This is a genomic window from Klebsiella sp. CN_Kp091 (assembly GCF_040065095.1).
GTDB classification, from domain to species: domain Bacteria; phylum Pseudomonadota; class Gammaproteobacteria; order Enterobacterales; family Enterobacteriaceae; genus Klebsiella; species Klebsiella aerogenes.
On the sequence record NZ_JBEAIO010000049.1, the window covers coordinates 92,290 to 110,871 of the forward strand.

General features: G+C 52.7%; 18 protein-coding genes and 1 pseudogene. 14 read left to right on the plus strand and 5 right to left on the minus strand.

The features are described 5' to 3' along the window. Positions 1 to 11 precede the first annotated feature (11 nt). The 5 genes and pseudogenes from ABLV17_RS21000 to ABLV17_RS21020 all read left to right on the plus strand — a co-directional run bounded on the left by ABLV17_RS21000 (position 12) and on the right by ABLV17_RS21020 (position 4,259). A pseudogene (locus ABLV17_RS21000) lies at positions 12 to 964 on the plus strand (iron-siderophore ABC transporter substrate-binding protein). Next, positions 961 to 1,860 carry a MurR/RpiR family transcriptional regulator gene (locus tag ABLV17_RS21005; protein ID WP_316424605.1) on the plus strand — a complete coding sequence of 300 codons (900 nt, stop codon included), beginning with the start codon at positions 961 to 963 and terminating at the stop codon, positions 1,858 to 1,860. The pseudogene ABLV17_RS21000 and the gene ABLV17_RS21005 overlap by 4 nt, the downstream one beginning before the upstream one ends. Positions 1,861 to 1,955: 95 nt before the next feature. Beyond that, complete coding sequence (locus ABLV17_RS21010; RefSeq protein ID WP_020079063.1) at positions 1,956 to 2,723, plus strand: basic amino acid ABC transporter substrate-binding protein; 768 nt, start codon at positions 1,956 to 1,958, stop codon at positions 2,721 to 2,723. 62 nt (positions 2,724 to 2,785) lie between these two features. Further along, complete coding sequence (locus tag ABLV17_RS21015) at positions 2,786 to 3,550, plus strand: amino acid ABC transporter permease (protein ID WP_020079062.1); 765 nt, start codon at positions 2,786 to 2,788, stop codon at positions 3,548 to 3,550. After that, on the plus strand, positions 3,537 to 4,259 hold the full coding sequence (locus tag ABLV17_RS21020) for an amino acid ABC transporter ATP-binding protein (RefSeq protein WP_348854781.1): 723 nt from the start codon (positions 3,537 to 3,539) through the stop codon (positions 4,257 to 4,259). The genes ABLV17_RS21015 and ABLV17_RS21020 overlap by 14 nt, the downstream gene beginning before the upstream one ends. A 54-nt stretch (positions 4,260 to 4,313) precedes the next feature. On the opposite strand, the gene ABLV17_RS21025 is transcribed toward ABLV17_RS21020, so the two are convergent. Further along, positions 4,314 to 5,513 carry an MFS transporter gene (locus ABLV17_RS21025; RefSeq protein ID WP_348854591.1) on the minus strand — a complete coding sequence of 400 codons (1,200 nt, stop codon included), beginning with the start codon at positions 5,511 to 5,513 and terminating at the stop codon, positions 4,314 to 4,316. A gap of 257 nt (positions 5,514 to 5,770) precedes the next feature. Between ABLV17_RS21025 and ABLV17_RS21030 the strand changes: the two genes are divergently transcribed. Beyond that, a complete protein-coding gene (locus ABLV17_RS21030) occupies positions 5,771 to 6,934 on the plus strand; it encodes a M20 aminoacylase family protein (RefSeq protein WP_348854592.1) in 1,164 nt (387 codons plus the stop codon). A gap of 78 nt (positions 6,935 to 7,012) precedes the next feature. Here the strand turns inward: ABLV17_RS21030 and ABLV17_RS21035 are convergent, their stop codons facing one another. The 3 genes from ABLV17_RS21035 to ABLV17_RS21045 all read right to left on the minus strand — a co-directional run bounded on the left by ABLV17_RS21035 (position 7,013) and on the right by ABLV17_RS21045 (position 9,459). Next, a complete protein-coding gene (locus ABLV17_RS21035) occupies positions 7,013 to 7,759 on the minus strand; it encodes an SDR family NAD(P)-dependent oxidoreductase (protein ID WP_308958743.1) in 747 nt (248 codons plus the stop codon). Positions 7,760 to 7,829: 70 nt separating this feature from the next. Next, positions 7,830 to 8,519: a YafY family protein gene (locus ABLV17_RS21040; protein ID WP_308958739.1), complete on the minus strand. Its 690-nt coding sequence runs from the start codon at positions 8,517 to 8,519 to the stop codon at positions 7,830 to 7,832. Between the two features lie 40 nt (positions 8,520 to 8,559). Then, entirely contained in the window at positions 8,560 to 9,459 is a 900-nt protein-coding gene (locus tag ABLV17_RS21045; RefSeq protein WP_101705696.1) for a LysR family transcriptional regulator, read from the minus strand. A gap of 295 nt (positions 9,460 to 9,754) precedes the next feature. On the opposite strand from ABLV17_RS21045, the gene ABLV17_RS21050 reads away from it, so the two are divergent. The 5 genes from ABLV17_RS21050 (at position 9,755) to ABLV17_RS21070 (ending at position 15,352) form a co-directional block, all read left to right on the plus strand. Beyond that, entirely contained in the window at positions 9,755 to 10,984 is a 1,230-nt protein-coding gene (locus ABLV17_RS21050; protein ID WP_308958738.1) for an MFS transporter, read from the plus strand. 13 nt (positions 10,985 to 10,997) lie between these two features. Then, positions 10,998 to 12,026, plus strand: a complete 1,029-nt coding sequence (locus ABLV17_RS21055) for an alpha/beta hydrolase (RefSeq protein ID WP_348854593.1) — start codon at positions 10,998 to 11,000, stop codon at positions 12,024 to 12,026. A 418-nt stretch (positions 12,027 to 12,444) separates the two neighbouring features. Next, a complete protein-coding gene (gene leuE, locus ABLV17_RS21060; protein ID WP_087857881.1) occupies positions 12,445 to 13,089 on the plus strand; it encodes a leucine efflux protein LeuE in 645 nt (214 codons plus the stop codon). 230 nt (positions 13,090 to 13,319) lie between these two features. Beyond that, complete coding sequence (locus tag ABLV17_RS21065; protein WP_348854782.1) at positions 13,320 to 14,210, plus strand: LysR family transcriptional regulator; 891 nt, start codon at positions 13,320 to 13,322, stop codon at positions 14,208 to 14,210. A gap of 149 nt (positions 14,211 to 14,359) precedes the next feature. Continuing rightward, on the plus strand, positions 14,360 to 15,352 hold the full coding sequence (locus ABLV17_RS21070) for a zinc-dependent alcohol dehydrogenase family protein (protein ID WP_316424614.1): 993 nt from the start codon (positions 14,360 to 14,362) through the stop codon (positions 15,350 to 15,352). 242 nt (positions 15,353 to 15,594) lie between these two features. Here the strand turns inward: ABLV17_RS21070 and ABLV17_RS21075 are convergent, their stop codons facing one another. Next, on the minus strand, positions 15,595 to 15,951 hold the full coding sequence (locus tag ABLV17_RS21075) for an ASCH domain-containing protein (protein ID WP_161798772.1): 357 nt from the start codon (positions 15,949 to 15,951) through the stop codon (positions 15,595 to 15,597). 341 nt (positions 15,952 to 16,292) lie between these two features. On the opposite strand from ABLV17_RS21075, the gene ABLV17_RS21080 reads away from it, so the two are divergent. The 3 genes from ABLV17_RS21080 (at position 16,293) to ABLV17_RS21090 (ending at position 18,569) form a co-directional block, all read left to right on the plus strand. Then, positions 16,293 to 16,841, plus strand: a complete 549-nt coding sequence (locus ABLV17_RS21080; RefSeq protein WP_015705173.1) for a GNAT family N-acetyltransferase — start codon at positions 16,293 to 16,295, stop codon at positions 16,839 to 16,841. Positions 16,842 to 17,093: 252 nt separating this feature from the next. After that, the gene (locus tag ABLV17_RS21085; protein WP_113375037.1) at positions 17,094 to 17,714 is read left to right on the plus strand and encodes a histidine phosphatase family protein; all 621 of its coding nucleotides are present in this window, start codon (positions 17,094 to 17,096) and stop codon (positions 17,712 to 17,714) included. A gap of 270 nt (positions 17,715 to 17,984) precedes the next feature. After that, on the plus strand, positions 17,985 to 18,569 hold the full coding sequence (locus ABLV17_RS21090) for a helix-turn-helix domain-containing protein (protein ID WP_308958735.1): 585 nt from the start codon (positions 17,985 to 17,987) through the stop codon (positions 18,567 to 18,569). Positions 18,570 to 18,582 lie beyond the last annotated feature (13 nt).

The window sequence follows — 18,582 nt, forward strand, 5'->3', positions numbered from 1 at the left end:
ATCAAAAAGGATTGTTATGCGTTGGTTCGTTTCTCTGCTGGTGCTGTGCGCGGGCGCTGCCGCGGCTGCCGATTCGCAAACCTTCACCGACGATTTAGGTCGTACGGTGACCGTACCGCTGCATCCGCAGCGAATCGTTTCGATGCACGATCTCGATATCACCATCCCGCTAATTGAGCTCGGAGTGCCGCCGGTGGCCAGCCATGGCCGCACGCGCCCGGACGGCAGCCACTACCTGCGCTCCAGCGCCCAGTTAACCGGCGTCGATTTTGACAATAGCGAGATCCGCTTTATTGGCACCGCCGATATCGACCTTGAAGCCGTGGCTGCGGCGAAGCCGGATCTGATTATTACCGAGCCCAGCCGCCATGTCTCGGTGGAGCAACTGGCGAAAATCGCGCCGACGGTCAGTATCGATCACCTGCAGGGCAGCGCGCCGCGGATTTACCGCAAACTGGTGCAGCTCACCGGCAGCCAGGCGCGGCTGGCGGTGCTTGAACGTCGTTATCAGGAACAAATTAAACAGCTAAAGGCCACGGTCGACCCGCAGCAGTACCGCGTGTCGGTGATTCAGGCGAATAACGGTAAGGTAACGGTACACCACTCCTATCACGCGCTGGGGCGGGTTCTGCGCGACGCCGGGTTCCGCTTCCCGCCGTTGATCGACAAGATCCCCGATGGCCAGCGGATCGACGTCAGCGCCGAACAGCTACCGGAGCTGGATGCCGATTTTGTTTTCGCGACCTGGCGTTCGGACACCGGCGGTAAGCCGCAGGATGAGCTAAAGGCCATGGAGGCGGTAATGCCCGGCTGGTGTGACTTCATGCGCGCCTGCCGAACTGGACGCTATATTTTGCTGCCGCGCGAAGAGGTTATTTCTAATTCGTATGCCGCATTGACGCTGATGGTTGCTCAGGTGCAGTCGCACATCGCCGGGCGGCCGATTCCGGCGGGGGCGAAATGAAAACGGGAGTGAAAAAAGAGAAGGGCAGAGTCGATCTGTTTGGCGAGCGTTTTCGCGCTCGCGCGCATCAGCTTTCGCCCCGTTTACGCGAGGTGGCAAACTACATCAATGATAATCGTGAAGTGGTACTGGAACGCACGGCGATGGAGATCGCCACCGCTACCCACACCTCCGATGCCACCGTGGTGAGGGCGATTCAGGCTTTAGGTTTTGCCGGGCTGCGCGAGTTAAAAGAGACCATGGCGCGCTGGTTCGGGCCGTCAGCGACCTCGTCGGAAAAGATGCGTTCGACGGTGGGGGCGCTCTCCTGTGATGTCAATTCCAGCATCGATTTTGTGCTGGATGGGCATCAACGCGCCTGTGAGGTGCTATCGCGTGCGGATAATCGCGCGGCGGTAGCCCAGGCGGTGGCGCTGCTGGGCGATGCGCGTCAGGTGGCGATATTTGGCATCGGGGCGTCGGGGATCCTCGCCGAGTACACCGCGCGTCTGTTTAATCGTATTGGCTTACCTGCCTGTACCCTCAACCGTACCGGCTTCAGTCTTGCTGAGCAGTTGATTAGCCTGCAGCGCGGCGACGTGCTGATTATGATGGGGCAAAAATCACCGCACCGGGAGGGCATGACCACATTGCGCGAGGCACAGCGGCTGGGGATCCCAACGATATTACTCACCCAGGCGCTGGATTCGCGCTTCAGTCAACTGGCACAGGTGGTGATTGATGTTCCGCGGGGCGGCGATAACGGGCGGGTGCCGCTGCACGGTACGGTGCTGATTTGCCTTGAGATGATCGTGCTGTCCGTCGCCTCGACCGCGCCGCAAAAGACGGTCAAATCAATGAAGCGAATCAATGAATTGCATCGAGCCATCGGCAAATCAGGTGGTCAACGCGGTTGAACAAAAGATAATTCACTCACCAGACGCTTTCCGGTTGCATGCTATGCTAAGTATGTGTATTTTTATGCAAAATAAATGCATAAAAAGGACATCTCATGGTCAAGAATTTGCTCAAAGCGTGTTTCATGATGGCCGCGCTGGCGGCAGCCGGACAGGCGGCTGCGGAAACCTATACCGTCGGTTCTGGCGGCACCTACCGTCCCTTTGAATTCGAAAATAGCCAAAAGCAGCTGGAAGGCTTTGATATCGATATCATTAAAGCCATCGCCAGGGCCGAAGGTTTTGACGTCAAACTGGTCAACACCCCCTGGGAGGGCATTTTCGCCACCCTGGGCACCGGCGATCGCGACATTATCATCTCGGGTATTACTATCACCGATAAACGCAAACAGATGGTGGATTTCTCCGCGCCGTACTTCCCGGCCGAACAGTCGATTGTGGTGCCGGAAGGTTCAAAAGTGAACTCGCTGGCGGCGTTGAAAAACGAAAAAGTCGGCGTGGTGAACTCCAGCACCGGCGATATTGTGGTTTCGCAGGAACTGGGTAAAAACAGTACCTCCATTAAGCGTTTTGACAATACGCCGCTGATGCTGCAGGAGCTGTTTGAGGACGGCGTCAGCGCCGCGGTAGGCGACGTTGGGGTGGTTAAATACTACATCAAGCAGCACCCGGAAAAGCAGTTCAAGCTGGTGCCTGACGCTAAATTTGAGCGCCAGTATTTCGGCATCGCCGTCGCTAAAGGTAACAGTGAACTGCTGGGCAAAATCAACGCCGGTTTGCAGAAAATCGTTGCCGACGGCACCTACGCCAAAATCTATAAAACCTGGTTCGATGACAACGTGCCGACGCTGCCTGCGCAATAACACCAATTTTCAGTGACCGCGGCTGTCGCTCAGGCGATGGCCGTATTTTTTAGGGAAGGACTATGACGGGATTCCGTTGGGAGATCATCGAGGAGTACGGCCCGCTGTTTATGGACGGCGCCTTGATGACGATTAAATGTACCATTATCTGCGTGATCCTCGGGACGCTGTGGGGGTTAACGCTTGGACTGGGGCGGATGGCGAAGGCCGAGCACGGGCCATGGAAATATATTCTGCGTTATCTGGTGCAGTTTCCGGTGCGCTTCTACGTCAGCGCCTTCCGCGGTACGCCGCTGTTTGTGCAGATCATGGTGGTCCACTTTGCGCTGGTGCCGCTGTTTATTAACCCGCGCGACGGCCTGCTGGTCACCAGCGGAATAATGAGCGCCGATTTCGCCCGCGAACTGCGTTCTAACTACGGCGCGTTCCTCTCCTGTATCGTGGCGATTACCCTCAACGCCGGGGCCTACGTGTCGGAGATCTTCCGCGCCGGGATCCAGTCTATCGACAAAGGGCAGATGGAAGCCTCGCGCGCGCTGGGTATGCCGTGGTGGAAAACCATGCGTAAAGTGATCCTGCCGCAGGCATTTCGCCGCATTCTGCCGCCGCTTGGCAACAACGCTATCGCTATTGTTAAAGACTCATCGCTGGCCTCGGCTATCGGGCTTGCCGATCTGGCCTACGCGGCGCGAACCGTCTCCGGCGCTTACGCCACCTACTGGGAACCCTACCTGACTATCTCGCTGGTCTATTGGGTGATTACCTTCCTGCTGGCGCAGCTGGTTAACCGTCTGGAAAAGAGGTTTGGCAAAAGTGATTCACATTAATAATTTACATAAGCGCTTTGGCGATAGCTACGTGCTGCGCGGCATCAGTTGCGATATTAAACCGCAGGAAGTGGTGTGCATTATCGGGCCCTCCGGCTCCGGCAAAAGCACTTTTCTGCGCTGCATGAATGCGCTGGAAACCGTGAGCGAAGGCGAAGTGGTGGTCAATGGTTTTGCCGCCCATGACCGGACGACCGACCTCAACAAGATGCGTGAAAGTGTTGGCATGGTGTTCCAGCGCTTTAACCTGTTTCCGCATATGACGGTGCTGGAAAACCTGCTGATGGCGCCGATGAATTTGCGCAACATGCCGCGTCAACAGGCGGTCGACCTGGCGGAAGGCTTGCTGGCGAAGGTGGGCCTCAGCGATAAGCGCGATGCCTGGCCTTCCAGCCTCTCCGGCGGTCAGCAGCAGCGGGTAGCGATTGCCCGCGCGCTGGCAATGAAGCCGTCGATCATGCTGTTTGATGAGCCCACCTCCGCGCTGGATCCGGAACTGGTCGGGGATGTGCTGGAAGTGATGAAAAATCTTGCCTGCGAAGGGATGACGATGGTTATCGTGACCCACGAAATGGGCTTTGCCCGCGAAGTGGCCGACCGGGTGATTTTCATCGATCAGGGCGTGATTCAGGAAGAGGGTAAACCGGCGCAGATCTTTAGCGCGCCGACCAATCCGCGCACCGCCGCCTTCCTCAGTAAGGTGCTGTAGCCATAAGCAAAACGGGCAGGTGGAGTCCTGCCTGCCCGTTATCAACAACCTCCGCTATTGCGCGGTCTCGGTAGCCTCTTCCATGTCCTCTTCCTGCTCATTGGCGAGCAGCGTTTTTTCATTCTTGCTAAGGCACTGGATTAACAGGAACAGCACGCCGCTGGCGAACAGGGTGATTATCAAGCCGTCATAGCCGGAGACGCCAATCAGCATGCCGCTGACAATCGGCCCGGCCACGCTACCGGCGGACCAGAAAAAGCCAAATAGGGCGTTGATCATGATGAGCTTTTGCCCGCTAAAGGTTTTGCCTGCCCGCACCAGCGACAGGGTATAAAGCGCGCCCGCCGCGGCGCCGAGCAGCAGGCAGATAGCCATCAGTTGTACGCGCGAGGCGAGCATAAACGGCAGCGCCAGTAGCGACAGGCTAAAGACAACCGCGCAGATAAGATGCACGCGACGGATGCCGAAGCGGTCGGCAACCCAGCCCAGCGGCGCCTGGAACATAGCGTCGCCGGTGAGGACGACGGTGACCAGCAGTACCGCCATCGTTTCATTTAAACCTTTATCGATGCCGTACAGCGGCAGTAGCGCGAGAATACTGGCGTCGAAGAAGGCAAAGCAGAATACCCCAGAGGCCAGAACTGGCAAGAACGCCCCCAGGCTACGCCAGCTGGCGCGCTCGGCAAGGCTTTCGCGACTGCCGCGCGGCAGATGACGCAGCATCAGCAGGCAAACGGCGGTAATGGCGACAATTGCCATCAGCGCCGCGTGTTGCCAGGCGGGGCCGACGGAGATAAGCAGCGGGCCGGCGAGCTGGCAGCCGGTAAAGGCCGAGGCATAGATGCCGGTGAGAGTGGCGCGATTACTGCCCGCCGCGCCGCCGGTTATCCAACTTTCCCCCAATACGATAATGACGCCGGAGGCGAGTCCGGTCAGCAGGCGCGGCACCAGCAACAGCGTCATGTCGGTGGTCATGCAGGAGGTGATGGTCGCCAACGCCAGCAGGATCAGGCTAACGCTGAGCAACGCGCCCATTTCAAAACGACGGCACAGCGCGGGAGAAAGGAAAGAAGAGAGCATCATTCCAGCGGGCGGCAGCGCGGCCAGCAGGCCGACATAAAGCGGAGCAACTTGCTGCTGCGCCAGCTCAAGGCTGATTAATGGCACCGTATAGCCGGTGATAAATCCCACAAGTGAAGCGGCCATGATCATCGCCAGCGTGGGGGCCAGGCGATTCTGGTCTGGGTTAAACATTGTATTCCCGATAACGGAAGGTTGCAGGTGGATAATCCGGCAAGACGCCGACCAGTCTGCATGATAATTAATCAGCTGACGGAAGTCACCGCTGAAATAGCTACTATTTTTGATATCGATAAAACGATCCGCTGGTGAATAGACAAAAATCATCATCGCTGAAGTTGTCAGCCGCGGGGGCGAAAGGATATAACGAAGGGTGCCGCCTGGAAGCAGCAGGACGGGGACTACTCATTCAGTAATGAAAGGAACAGGACATGGCGGTATCGTCTTCACTGATTGCCGAAGCTATCGGCTGGCGTCGCGATTTTCATGCTCATCCGGAGCTCGGGTACCAGGAGCAGGAGACCTCGCGTCGGGTTGCCGGGCTACTGGCTTCGTTCGGCCTGCAGGTGCATGTCGGGCTGGCAGGTACCGGGGTCGTCGCGACGCTTGAGAACGGCCCGGGGCCGGTGATTGGCCTGCGCGCCGATATGGATGCGCTGCCGATCGCTGAACAGGGGACGGTGGAATATCGTTCGCGTCGTGCTGGCGTGATGCATGCCTGCGGTCATGACGGCCACACCGCCATGCTGTTGGCTGCCGCCGCGCACCTTGCGCAGACCCGCAACTTTGGCGGCACCGTGCATTTTGTCTTTCAACCCGCGGAGGAGAACCTCGGCGGCGCGCGCAAAATGGTGGAAGAGGGGTTGTTCGAGCGCTTCCCGATGGACGCCATTTACGCATTGCACAACTGGCCAGGCTTGCCGCTGGGGCATGTGGCGGTGAATCCCGGGGCAATGATGGCCTCGCTTGACGCCTTTGAGATAACGCTCACCGGTAAAAGCTGCCATGCGGCGATGCCGGAGAGCGGCGCCGACCCTATCGTCGCCGCCGCACAGCTGATTATGGCGCTGCAGACGATTCCGTCGCGACGCCTGTCGCCTCAGGATTCCGCGGTGGTCAGCATTACCCAGATCAACGGCGGCGAGGCGATCAACGTGCTGCCGGACCGCGTGGTGCTGCGCGGGACTTTTCGCTGCCTGAGCAATACGGTGCGCGAGCGGGTAAAAAAACTGATTGAGCAATACGTGCATACGCAGCCGCAGGTTTCCGACGTTGACGGTCAGATTACGTGGTATCCAGGCTATCCGGTGACCAAAAATGATGAACAAGAGGCGCTGAAGGTGCGAGAAGTGGCGCAGGCCGAGCTCGGCGAAGCCGCGGTGCGCTGGCAGATCAATCCTTCCATGGCGTCGGAGGATTTTGCCTGCATGCTGGAAGTGTGTCCCGGCGCCTATTTCTGGATAGGCACAGATGGCGAGACGCCCTCCAGGCCGCTGCATAATGCCAGCTACGATTTTAACGACGATCTGCTGGCGCCCGGCGTGGCGCTGTGGACGGCGCTGGTGGAAAAGCTGCTGCCTGCCGGGCAGGGCTAAGTTATCGTGCGCCGCGGAAAGCGGGTCAAGGGTCTCCGGGCGCCAACATCTTGCAGTTAAAAAAGCCTCGATGGGAGTTCACTCAGCTAAATAACCCCCATCGATGGGATAAACGCCGCCGGTACAGAACGCCGCATTTTCTGACAGCAAAAACAGTATGAAGTCTGCTATTTCTTGCATTTTTGCCATCCTCTTCATTGGGTGGCTATTGGCGAAACTACGTACGATATTGTCAGGGAATTCACTCATTCGTGGCGTTTGGACGTAGCCCGGAGCGACGGCATTGATTCGAATACCTTGCGTTGCAAACTCTAATGCTGCGGTTTGGGTCAAACCGATGATACCGTGTTTAGCCACGGTGTAAGGCGCTAATCCTGGAATGCCAACCAGACCATTGACTGCAGATAAATTAACGATAGAGCCGCCAGACTTCATCATTGCAGGTATTTCGTATTTTAGGCAGTAAAAAACGCCGCTCAATGAAGTGGCAATAACTTTTTCCCAGTTTTCAACCGTCTGCTCTGTTATATTTTTACCATGCTCACCTGTTATGCCCGCATTATTTACAGCATAATCAAGTCTGCCGAAATGTTTGATAACATCAGCAATCATTTTCTCTACTTGTTCAGGTTGCGACACATCGCATCCGATCCCCAGCGCCTGTTGCTCCTGTGAAGATAATTGTTTCGCTTTTTGGATGGCCTGCTCTGGCGAGCGGGAGACAATAACGACCTTAGCACCATGTTGGTGTAATTGCTCTGCGACTGCCTCACCTATCCCTGTAGTACTTCCTGTGATGACAGCAACTTTATTCTGGAAATTCATCATTCCCCCTATGACGTAGAATTGAGTCTTTCATCTGGGGGAGTATACAAAATCGCTGTGACAGTTTTTGTCAGTACTCTTTCTCCTCGTCGATCCCTTCTTTTATTCTCCATTTTTTCAATAAAGCCATCCGGCTTTCCCTGTACATAGAGTCCAGTTGTGCCATCTCTGAAATTTTGTCAGTTCTAAAGTGACGAAAATCATTTCTCATTTCACACCATGCAACCAAAAGCCAACATGACTGCATATATGCCAATCCAATGGGCCATATCACGCGAGAAGAGTAAGCGCCTTTCTTGTCACAATATTTTATTTGGACCCTCCTTTGCTTTTTAATAGCATCGCGAATGTTTTTGAAAAATACCTCATTGCTCTCGGAAGGACCGAGCACATAGGATTGGCTTTCAATAAGATTTTTTAATTCGTCAGGAATGACGGCGTGTATTTTGGCAAGCGCATTCCTTGCTGCGTTTTTGAAATCATCATCCGTGCTATGAGATACCCAGTTTAGCCCAAGGGTAATGGCATTGATTTCTTCATGAGAAAGATTTAAGGGCGGCAAATGAAAATCGGACTTAACGATATAACCCATTCCGGCCCCACCTTCAATGCGAACCCCTTGATGCTGTAGCGTTTTTATATCTCTATAAAGCGAGCGCACGCTTATTCCTAATCTTTCTGAGAGCGTGGATGCCGTGATGGGATATCTTTGCGCCCTTAATATCTGTAGTAACTCGAGAAGCCTCTCTGTTCTGGTCATATTGATAAATCCATCCTGATACTGCGAAAAAATCTTAAACCTAAAGTTTCCCGTTCATGCGCAGCGCATCAACAACGAGTGAGAAGGCAGGGGAAGGCTGTTTGCGGCTGGGATAATAAAGATAGTAGCCCGGAAAAGGATGACACCAGGACTCAAGCACCCGCACGAGACGACCTTCTCTGATGTGTGAGCCGAATTCCTCTTCAGGTAAAAAGGCGATGCCTAACCCGGCCAGGGCGGCGTCGACAACATGATCCGACGTGTTAAACGTCAACTGTCCATTAACCCGGACCTTCAACTCTCCTCCCTCGCGATCGAATTCCCAGACATAAATCCCGCCGGAGCGGACCATGCGCATATTAATACACTGATGCTGCGTCAGATCATGAGGCGTTTTCGGCACCGGGTATCGCGCGAAATAATCTGGCGAGGCGGCTGCTGCCATGCGCAGTTTCGGGCCGATTGGCATCGCTATCATATCTTTATCAATCGTATCGCCAAGCCGCACGCCCGCATCAAACCGATCCGCCACGATATCCCGGAATCCGTGATTAGCATCGAACTCAATATGAATATCCGGATATTCGCGGAGCAGCGGCGCAAGCTTGGGCAGCAGGGTCGTTTTCAGCACGTTCGGCCCGCAGGTGATGCGGACGGTGCCTGCAGGTTTGTCCCGCAGTTCAGTCAGCATGTCCAGCTCAGCCTCTATCTCGTCAATACGATGGCCCACCGATTGCAACAGCCGCTCGCCGGCGGCCGTCGGGGATACACTGCGGGTGGTCCGCGTCAGCAGGCGGATTTGCATCCGCTCTTCCAGCCCGGAAATCGCCTGGCTCAGCGCAGGCTGGGTCACGCCAAGCTGCGCGGCGGCACGCGTGAAGCTGCCTTCCCGCGCCACGGTGACGAAAGAGAGTAAATCGTTGAGGTTGCGTCTTGCCATGTTGGTTTCCAGGCTATTTATAAATTTTACTTATAAAGCTATTAAGCATTCATTAGCTAGTTTCACCGCTGCCTATTGGTAACAATAATGCGATGAAAAAGTCAACGCTAAACGAGATGGAAAATGCTCACCGTAAAACGACACCGCTGATGCTCCTCTCTGCCGGGCTCAGGGCTGCGGATTGAGCCGTCGCGCCTTCCATATCCATCGTTCTCTTTAACTCACGCGCTTATCCCCCACGTCGCCGTTTCAGAAGGGGAAGGGCATCGCATTATCAACAGAAAAGAAAGGCTAAATGCGTAATCAGAAAACTGAAACCAAAAACCAGAACGGAGCAAGTGAAAAACAACAGGCGCACTGGGGCGGCGTGTTTGCTATGACGCTGTGCGTCTTCGCCCTGATCGCCTCCGAGTTTATGCCGGTCAGCCTTCTGACATCGATGGCGCAGTCCCTAAACGTCACCGAAGGCATGGCCGGGCAGGGGATCGCTATTTCCGGCGCGTTTGCGGTGGCGACCAGCCTGTTTATTTCCCGACTGGCAGGCACGCTTAACCGGAAAAAGCTGCTGCTTGGCCTGACGTGCATCATGGCACTTTCGGGGGGCGTCATTGCGATGGCACCTAATTACCTGACCTATATGACCGGCCGGGCCCTGATTGGCATTGTGGTCGGCGGGTTCTGGTCGATGTCGGCGGCAACAGCGATGCGTCTGGTGCCGGTGCACCGTGTTCCGTTGGCCCTGGCCATTTTTAACAGCGGCAACGCGCTGGCAACCGTTGTGGCCGCGCCTCTGGGCAGCTGGCTGGGTTCCGTCATCGGCTGGCGGGGAGCCTTTTTGTGCCTCTTACCCGTCGCCATCGTGGCGTTTATCTGGCAACTACTCAGCCTGCCCTCGATGCCGGTTACCCGCCAGCCAGCGGGGACCGGCAACGTCTTTGCACTGTTACGCCGTAGGGTGGTCACGCTGGGCATGCTGGGGGTGGGGATCTTCTTTATGGGGCAGTTCACGCTCTTTACCTATATCCGGCCTTTCCTTGAGACGGTCACGAAGGTGGACGCCTCAGCGGTGACTCTCATCCTGCTGGTCATCGGGAGCGCGGGTTTCATCGGCACCACGCTGATTGGCCGGGTACTGAAGCGCGGATTCTACCCGACGCTAATGGCTATTCCTGTGCTGATGGCGATCGTCGCGCTGGCCCTGATCGCGTTTGGCAGCCAGGCGGCCATCGTGACGGCCTTGCTCGGGCTGTGGGGGTTTATTTCAACTGCCGCGCCCGTGGGATGGTGGGCATGGGTTCCACGCACGTTCCCGCAGAATGCCGAAGCGGGCGGCGGGCTGATGGTGGCGATGGTGCAGTTGTCCATTGCGCTGGGATCCACCGTGGGGGGCGTGCTGTTCGACCATCATGGCTACCAGAGCACCTTCCTGGCCAGCGCCGCGATGTTGATTATCGCAACCGTACTGATTTTCCTGACCTCACGTGCAGACGCGTCTGCCGAGGGTTTTTCATCACACTCGTCCTGACAAGGAAACTATCATGAATAAATTTGCGTTAGCCCTGGGAATGTTCATCAACGCATTTGCCGCCTCGGCGGCGGATATGTCCAGAGGCGCTGATAACTTTTATAAAAGCGAAAAAGTGACGCAGCAGAAAGTCACCTTTAAAAATCAGTATCAAATGAACGTGGTCGGCAATCTGTTTATGCCGAAAACGATAAATCAGAACGCCAAAAACCCGGCGATCGTCGTTGGCCATCCAATGGGCGCAGTCAAGGAACAAAGCGCAAACCTATACGCGCAGAAGCTGGCGGAGCAGGGGTTTGTTACGCTGGCGATCGATCTCTCGTTCTGGGGAGAAAGCGAAGGCAAGCCGGGGCACCTGATTTCACCGGAAATCTACGCGGATGATTTCAGCGCGGCGGTGGATTACCTCAGTACACAATCGTTTATTGATCCAGAAAATATCGGCGTGCTGGGCATCTGCGGCAGCGGAAGTTTTGTCATCAGCGCCGCGAAAATTGACCCGCGTATGAAAGCTATCGCCACCGTCAGCATGTATGACATGGGAGCCGCCTTCCGTAATGGCCTTAACCACTCCCAGACGCTGGAACAGCGTAAGGCCTTTATCCAGTCGGCCATTGAGCAGCGGTTTGCCGAATTCAAAGGAGGAGAGAAAACTTATATTCCGGGCACTGTGAATAAGCTGGACGCTTCCACGCCGGAAATTCAGCGCGAGTTCTTTGATTTCTATCGCACCGAACGCGGCGGTTATACCCCGCAGGGCGAGAAAGAGGAACTGACGACAAAACCGATGCTGAGCAGTATCGGTAAGTTTATGAACTTCTACCCGTTCAATGATATTGAAACCATTTCGCCGCGTCCGATGCTCTTTATTACCGGTGACCAGGCCCATTCAAAAGAGTTCAGCGAGGACGCCTTTAAACGCGCCGGGCAGCCTAAAGAGCTGTATGTCGTTCCGGGGGCAGGGCACGTCGATCTGTATGACCGCACGGACGTGATCCCCTTCGACAAGCTGACGAACTTTTTCCGCAACAACCTGAAATAACGCGTGGAAATGGGTTGTATCAACAGCTACCGGCCCTCGGGTCGGTAGTGGGGCGTAATTTGCTCAAAAGGACAAAATGCTGCCGCATCACTGAGAGTTGAAATGTCTGTGTAGTGCCAAAGGCGAACAGTTTGGTTTTTGAGCATCCAGTATGCTGCATTATTGAGCAAGAAAATAAGCGCTCAAAATATTTGGCTGAGCGATATGGTTTTCAGTTCCAGATGCTTGTTAAATATCGCGATAAAAATGTACGCCTGCTAATTCGTCCGAAATTCGCTATTCAGTTTTAATAAACGTTTGCTCGTCCGCTCTATGCCAGGAGTGGAAATTGGCTGAGTAGAAAGCAGCCGTGATGTGTTTTCATTAACGCTGGTTACGTTAGAATAGCCTCGATAAAAACGAGAGAACTGGAGTAAAAATGTTTGCTGATTTTGGTATCGTGAATTTCTGGACGTATCTGCTTGGTGCGACACTGATAGTGCTTGCTCCTGGCCCTGAGACCATGTTCGTGATCAAAACAAGCATTACGAGCGGCGTCAAACGAGGCTTTGCTGCAATATTTTCCATTCTGATGAGTGACGTACTTCTGGTTCTGCTGGCATGGTGTGGGCTGGCCGCAGTCATAAGCTCAACTCCAGCCTTATTTAACGCCATCAAATACGCAGGTGCTGCCTATCTTTTCTATCTCGGTGTCCAGACGATACGCGCTATCTTTAAGCCCACTGTCGAAACGAATGAGGAAAAGAAATCTTCAGCTGATGCTAAGGGGATCATCGGGCGTGGAATGCTGGTTACGCTACTGAATCCAAAGACACTGCTGTTCTATATCTCTTTCTTCGCCCAGTTCATCAATGTTCAGGCTGAACATTCCTGGATGGCGTTTATCATTCTTGCTGCGGTGATGTTCGCGATTACTCTCGTCTATTTCGGTTTCCTTGTTTTCTGCGGCTCTTATCTGCTAAGCCGTTTGAAAGGCAACCGTAGATTATCAACCATTGGAAACGCGCTGGTGGGTATGTTCTTCATCGGATTTGCCGCACGACTCGCAAGCGCAACTTCCTAACTAGACAGCTAAACCGCCTCACCGCGGTTTTTTTACGTTCTTACGCCGGATGGGACGACCGCTGTTCGCTCACAGCAAACCTCGCAATGCTTCAGGCGGTCCGCTTAGTGCCAGAAGCGGACATTTTGAAAGCCATAAAGTCCTTAACTTGATGCCCATCGGAATTGTTTACTTTACAATATCAGCCACTAACAGCCTAAATAGAGCCAGGTGATCACGTGCACGCCAACATGATTGAATACCTAAATATTTTCATCCAGGTTGTTGAGCAGGGTAGTTTCTCCAAAGCCGCTGATGTGCTTCAAATCCATCGCCCCACCGTGAGCAAAGCGATACAGCAAATTGAGCATGATCTGGGTGTAAAACTGATTAATCGCACAACCCGCAAACTTAGCATTACTGCTGAAGGAGATGAGTTTTATCATCATGCCAGGCATGTGCTGGCCGAAGTGAATGACATGATGGCTAGTTTTTCACCGACCCTTCCCCCTCGGGGGCGGCTCAGACTTGATGTCCCGCTGGCGCTGGCTCACGCCATACTGATCCCTAATCTCAAACATTTCCAGTCTCTATATCCTGATATTGACGTCGTTCTGGTTTCATCGGACAAAAAAACCGATTTGATCGCTGAAGGTGTGGACTGTCTTGTCCGCCTGGGCGAGCTTCAGGATTCGAGTTTTATCTCCAGACGTCTTGGTGACATCAGAATGGTCACCTGTGCAGCTCCATCATACCTGCAACAACATGGACGACCGGAAACACTTGCGGATCTGGAGCAGCATCGGGCAATAAATTTTTTCAGCGATCACAGTCGTGATGTAATGGAATGGAAATTTATTAGGGACGGAAAGCTCGTTTCGTTGCGTCCCGTGGGCAGCATGCTGGTTGATAATTCAGATATTCTGCTCTCCTGTGGTCTGGCGGGCCTCGGCATAATCCAGGGCACCTTTAACGCCCTTGCCCCACATATTGCTTCCGGCGCTCTTGAAGAGATTCTGACGCAATACCCTTCTGTGTCTAAGCCCGTGTCGGTGATGTATCCGGACAGGCGCTACCTTTCTCCCAAAGTACGGGTCTTTATCGACTGGTTCAGTGAAGTTCTGACCATGCAGAACCGCTGAAACCAATGGATTGTTAACAGATAATTAATACTGAAGTTCTCTGTCAGCTATTTTTGGTACGTTTATAGCAGCGTAGATTGTCAGTAAATGAACCGGGCATGTCTTCAACAATATTCTAAAGATGTGCTGATAACTGACGAGAGCTGAATATGTCTAAAGTTGTTACCTTTAACCGCACCGGTGGTCCGGAAGTTTTGGAAGTTGTCGATGTGGAGGTGCCCGCACCAGCAGCGGGTGAAGTTAAGATTCGCGTACATGCTATTGGTCTTAACCGTGCAGAAATCATGTACCGCAACGGCCAATATGTTATTGAGCCGCAATTTCCGGCACGTCTTGGTTATGAAGCGGCTGGCGTTGTGCAGGCCGTAGGTGAGAATGTTGAGGCGTTTACCACTGGAGATCTGGTCAGCGTAATCCCTTCATTTATGTTTAATGAATACGGTATGTACGGCGAAGTGGTCAATGCACCTGTGCACGCAGTTGTGAAGCATCCTGAAAATCTTTCCTTTGAGGAAGCCGCTGCAAGCTGGATGATGTATGTCACTGCATATGGCGCGCTGGTTGAATATGGCAACCTTCAGGCTGGGCAGAATGTTGTGATCCGCGCGGCATCAAGCAGCGTAGGACTGGCTGCCATACAGATAGCCAACATGCTGGGCGCTAAAGCCATTGCGCTTACCCGGACTGCCGAAAAAAGAGACATGCTTCTTAAAGCGGGTGCCGCCACTGCTATAGCTACCGCTGAGCAGGATATGGTTGGGGAAATCAATCATGCGACAGATGGCATGGGCGCCCATATTGTTTTTGATCCTGTCGGTGGTCCGGACGTGGCAAAACTGACCCAGGTGATGGCACCGCAAGGTATGTTCTTCCAGTATGGGGCGCTCGACAGCCGCGACATGCTTGTGCCTGTCTTTGATATTCTCGGTAAGCATCTCACGCTCCGTGGATACGAGCTGTTTGAAATCACGACGGACCCTGAAAAAATGGCACGCGCAAAATCCTTCGTCACCGAAGGGTTACGTTCCGGCAAACTGAAACCTGTCATTGATAAAACATTCCCGCTTCAGGATATTGCGGATGCACAGCGCTATATGGAAGCAAATGGACAAGTTGGCAAAATCGTCGTGACCGTTGAGTAATCCTTACCGCAACATTTTATAAATGAGACTGGCGCAGCCTGGATATTTTCCAGGCTTTTTATTGTTCGTGACTTCGATGCAATGGCTCAGGCAGGTAATGGCTTCGATTTCCCTCACTTGAAAATTAAATGTCAGTTTCTCGCTCTCAGCGGACCTTCAGCTTCGTTAACACGTCCGCTTAGTGCCAGGAACGGACGTTTATGAAAAGGGTGATAGATAAACATCAGCAATTTTCTCTCCGATTACAGCACCTCAACCACTTCGAATTCTTCTGCGATCAACTCCATATCCTCAGAAAAATGACCTTCACGGATGAAAAATCGCTGATGCTCTTTCTTCCAGTATTCAAGACTTAAATCGCCTTCACCCTCTTTGCGAGCGAACTCCTCATTAATATCGCAAAAACGCACCAATTGTAGCGAAACCAGCCGGATCACGCATACCGGGACATTCTGTCCATCAAGAATTATGTTATAGCTGCCAATCCTCGGAGCAGATTCTTCCTGTTGGTAAGAGGCAAAAGATCCACAAGAGGCCGTTTTGATTCCTTTTTTAATAAGGTTAGCAAGCTCGCTTGCCAGTTCTGGACTGTCTCCCATTTGCCAGGCCCCTGCGCCTGGATACTTCATTTCTATTTCCTTAAGCTTAACCATTAATGCATCTGCCTAATCGTTGATGAAAAAAAAAGTAATAATAGTATTAGCATTAATGGGTTCACCATTAACAGTAATACGTTACCTCAGATAGTGTGGTTTGCTCTTCGCTCAGACTGGAGCTTAAACTCAGTTGGTTCATCCGCGCAGTGCCAAAAACTGTCCCTGACTGCTTGTTAACCGCTCCTTCTATAGTATGGATATTTTCTGTACATCAAGATACATTGAGATAGCTATTTAATGGCTTAAACAGTAATAGACACTAAGTTCAGGAAGGAAAAGTGCTGATGCCAATACCTATACTCTATACAGAACGCTTACTGTTAAAACCATTATCCTCAGAAGATGCCTCACAAATTCAGATACTTTATCCTCGCTGGGAGATTGTTCGGTACATGGTCTCATCAGTACCGTGGCCCTATCCGGATAATGGCGCCGAGAATTATGTCAATAACGTTGCCTTGCCTGATATAGCAAATGGAATCGCTTGGATCTGGACTATTAGGCATCGTGAAACACCTGACAACATGGTAGGTTTAATCTGCCTTTATGATGTTGAGGATAACAACCGAGGATTTTGGTTAGCACCGGAGCATCAGGGCAAAGGTTTTATGCGTGAGGCCTGTAACGCAGCTACAGATTATTGGTTCAATTCCTTAAATAAGACTATATTGCGTGCGCCGAAAGCGGCTCTCAATAACCGCTCCAAACGTATCTCACAAAGCAGTGGCATGCGGCTCATTAGGACTGAAAAGAAAGCATATGTCAGCGGTCTGCTGGATTCCGAGCTATGGGAAATCACACGTGACGAATGGAATGCTCGTAAAGGTGGCTGATAAGCTGATGGTATGTCCGCTAAGCGCTCCCAGCGGACCTTCAGCTTCGTTAACACGTCCGCTCCGTGCCAAAAGCGGAAGTTAACTACGGATAAAATTCAGCGCCCCACACCCAGAGCCGCTGCATAACGGCAATAAGCTACACTTGTTCATTATTTCCAAAACAGGAAAGCCTTCCGCTGCTTCAACGGTGTGTGTTTGACATCGCGCTGTTGGGGCATTTTGATCAACAACGAGCATGGCCCGCTAACGATGAAATTGCTACTTGTTCGACACGCAGAAACAGAGTGGAATTTGGAAGGAATTATTCAGGGGCACAGCGATAGCTCCTTGACCTGTCGGGGCTTGCGTGAAACATCCGTCCTACTAGCAGCGTTTAGTGCAAGTGAGTATCAAATAGAGCGTGTTTACGCTTCTCCGCTTGGGCGTGCCTGGCAAATGGGGCAAAGCCTGGCTGAACACTTTCACTGTTCACTGACGGCTGAACCGGCCCTTAAAGAGCAGGCCTTTGGTCAGTTTGAAGGTATGCCGTTAGAACTACTCAGACAAAAACATCCAAACTATGCAAATGCATTATTCAGGCTTGATGCAGAGTATTGTCCACCAGGGGGGGAGTCACTGGCGCATGCTTCTCAGCGAGTTATGCGTTTTTTACAAAACCTGGAAGATACCTCATCACATCAACAAACAATATGTATTGTGTCTCACGGGCATGTCAGTCAGGGCACTCTGGCAATTCTTAAAGAAGGGACTGTCAATAGTTTCCCTCGCTATGCTCATCCCAATGCAAGTTATTCTGTTATCGACCTGATTAATGGAAAATGTATTGGCCTAAAGTGGGGGATTGCTACACATTTACGTCACCTGAATTAGTGGCTACCTTCCAGACATTGAAAACCCATCCTGCCAGAGTCATCATTATTTAAGCACAATTTCCGCTCCTCGCTCATAGCGGACCTCCAGCTCATTAACTTACCCGCGTTGTGCCGGGAGTGCGCATCGCAAACTCATGCTCTTCTGATGACGTAGGTACTTAAAATGATTGTCCAGCTATTGAAACCTGACTTTTTCACACTGACACAATCAATGATTCCAGCCTAATTTAGCTAATGGCATAATCAGGCTGGCGAAAGTGAGGGTGAAATGGATAAAAAAGATAAAAATCAGATAGTAGATAGCGACATTGCACAGTTATTACTAAAGCACAGGAAAGCTCGTAACTGGACGGTAACGGAGCTTGCTCAACGCTCAGGCGTGAGCCAGGCGATGATTAGTAAGATTGAACGAGGCGTCTCCAGTCCCAGCGCGACTATCCTTAGTCGTTTAGCGAACGCCATGAATATTACGCTATCAAAACTTTTCGCCGAGCTTGAGGAACATCAGAATTCGCTGGTTCGTTTCGCTCACCAGCAGCAGCATTGGACTGATGGACAATCAGGCATTATCCGTTGGACATTGTCCCCGGCGGGCGCCAGTCCGGAACTGATAAAAGTTGAAATCCCTGCAATGGGTCAACTGACGATCCCCGCCTCGGCTATTGAGCATCTTTGCGGGCAAACACTTTGGATGCTGAGCGGCAACCTCGATTTTAGGGTCAATCATCAGACTCATCATTTGCAAGCGGGTGACTGTCTTGCTCTTACCTTTGCAGGCGAGTGCCAAATGACCAACCCGGATAGCGAACAGAGCTGTACATACATCGTTGCGTTTAGCCAAAAAAACAGATGATATTTTCCCTGGC

Coding starts and splice junctions, on each gene's coding strand:
- ABLV17_RS21075 (WP_161798772.1), bottom strand. CDS start 15,951: ATGGGAGACAGTCCAGAACTGGCAAGCGAGCTTGCTAACCTTATTAAA.
- ABLV17_RS21090 (WP_308958735.1), top strand. CDS start 17,985: ATGGATAAAAAAGATAAAAATCAGATAGTAGATAGCGACATTGCACAG.
- ABLV17_RS21045 (WP_101705696.1), bottom strand. CDS start 9,459: ATGGCAAGACGCAACCTCAACGATTTACTCTCTTTCGTCACCGTGGCG.
- ABLV17_RS21005 (WP_316424605.1), top strand. CDS start 961: ATGAAAACGGGAGTGAAAAAAGAGAAGGGCAGAGTCGATCTGTTTGGC.
- ABLV17_RS21070 (WP_316424614.1), top strand. CDS start 14,360: ATGTCTAAAGTTGTTACCTTTAACCGCACCGGTGGTCCGGAAGTTTTG.
- ABLV17_RS21055 (WP_348854593.1), top strand. CDS start 10,998: ATGAATAAATTTGCGTTAGCCCTGGGAATGTTCATCAACGCATTTGCC.
- ABLV17_RS21080 (WP_015705173.1), top strand. CDS start 16,293: ATGCCAATACCTATACTCTATACAGAACGCTTACTGTTAAAACCATTA.
- ABLV17_RS21065 (WP_348854782.1), top strand. CDS start 13,320: ATGATTGAATACCTAAATATTTTCATCCAGGTTGTTGAGCAGGGTAGT.
- ABLV17_RS21085 (WP_113375037.1), top strand. CDS start 17,094: ATGAAATTGCTACTTGTTCGACACGCAGAAACAGAGTGGAATTTGGAA.
- ABLV17_RS21015 (WP_020079062.1), top strand. CDS start 2,786: ATGACGGGATTCCGTTGGGAGATCATCGAGGAGTACGGCCCGCTGTTT.
- ABLV17_RS21040 (WP_308958739.1), bottom strand. CDS start 8,519: ATGACCAGAACAGAGAGGCTTCTCGAGTTACTACAGATATTAAGGGCG.
- ABLV17_RS21030 (WP_348854592.1), top strand. CDS start 5,771: ATGGCGGTATCGTCTTCACTGATTGCCGAAGCTATCGGCTGGCGTCGC.
- ABLV17_RS21025 (WP_348854591.1), bottom strand. CDS start 5,513: ATGTTTAACCCAGACCAGAATCGCCTGGCCCCCACGCTGGCGATGATC.
- ABLV17_RS21010 (WP_020079063.1), top strand. CDS start 1,956: ATGGTCAAGAATTTGCTCAAAGCGTGTTTCATGATGGCCGCGCTGGCG.
- leuE (WP_087857881.1), top strand. CDS start 12,445: ATGTTTGCTGATTTTGGTATCGTGAATTTCTGGACGTATCTGCTTGGT.
- ABLV17_RS21035 (WP_308958743.1), bottom strand. CDS start 7,759: ATGAATTTCCAGAATAAAGTTGCTGTCATCACAGGAAGTACTACAGGG.
- ABLV17_RS21050 (WP_308958738.1), top strand. CDS start 9,755: ATGCGTAATCAGAAAACTGAAACCAAAAACCAGAACGGAGCAAGTGAA.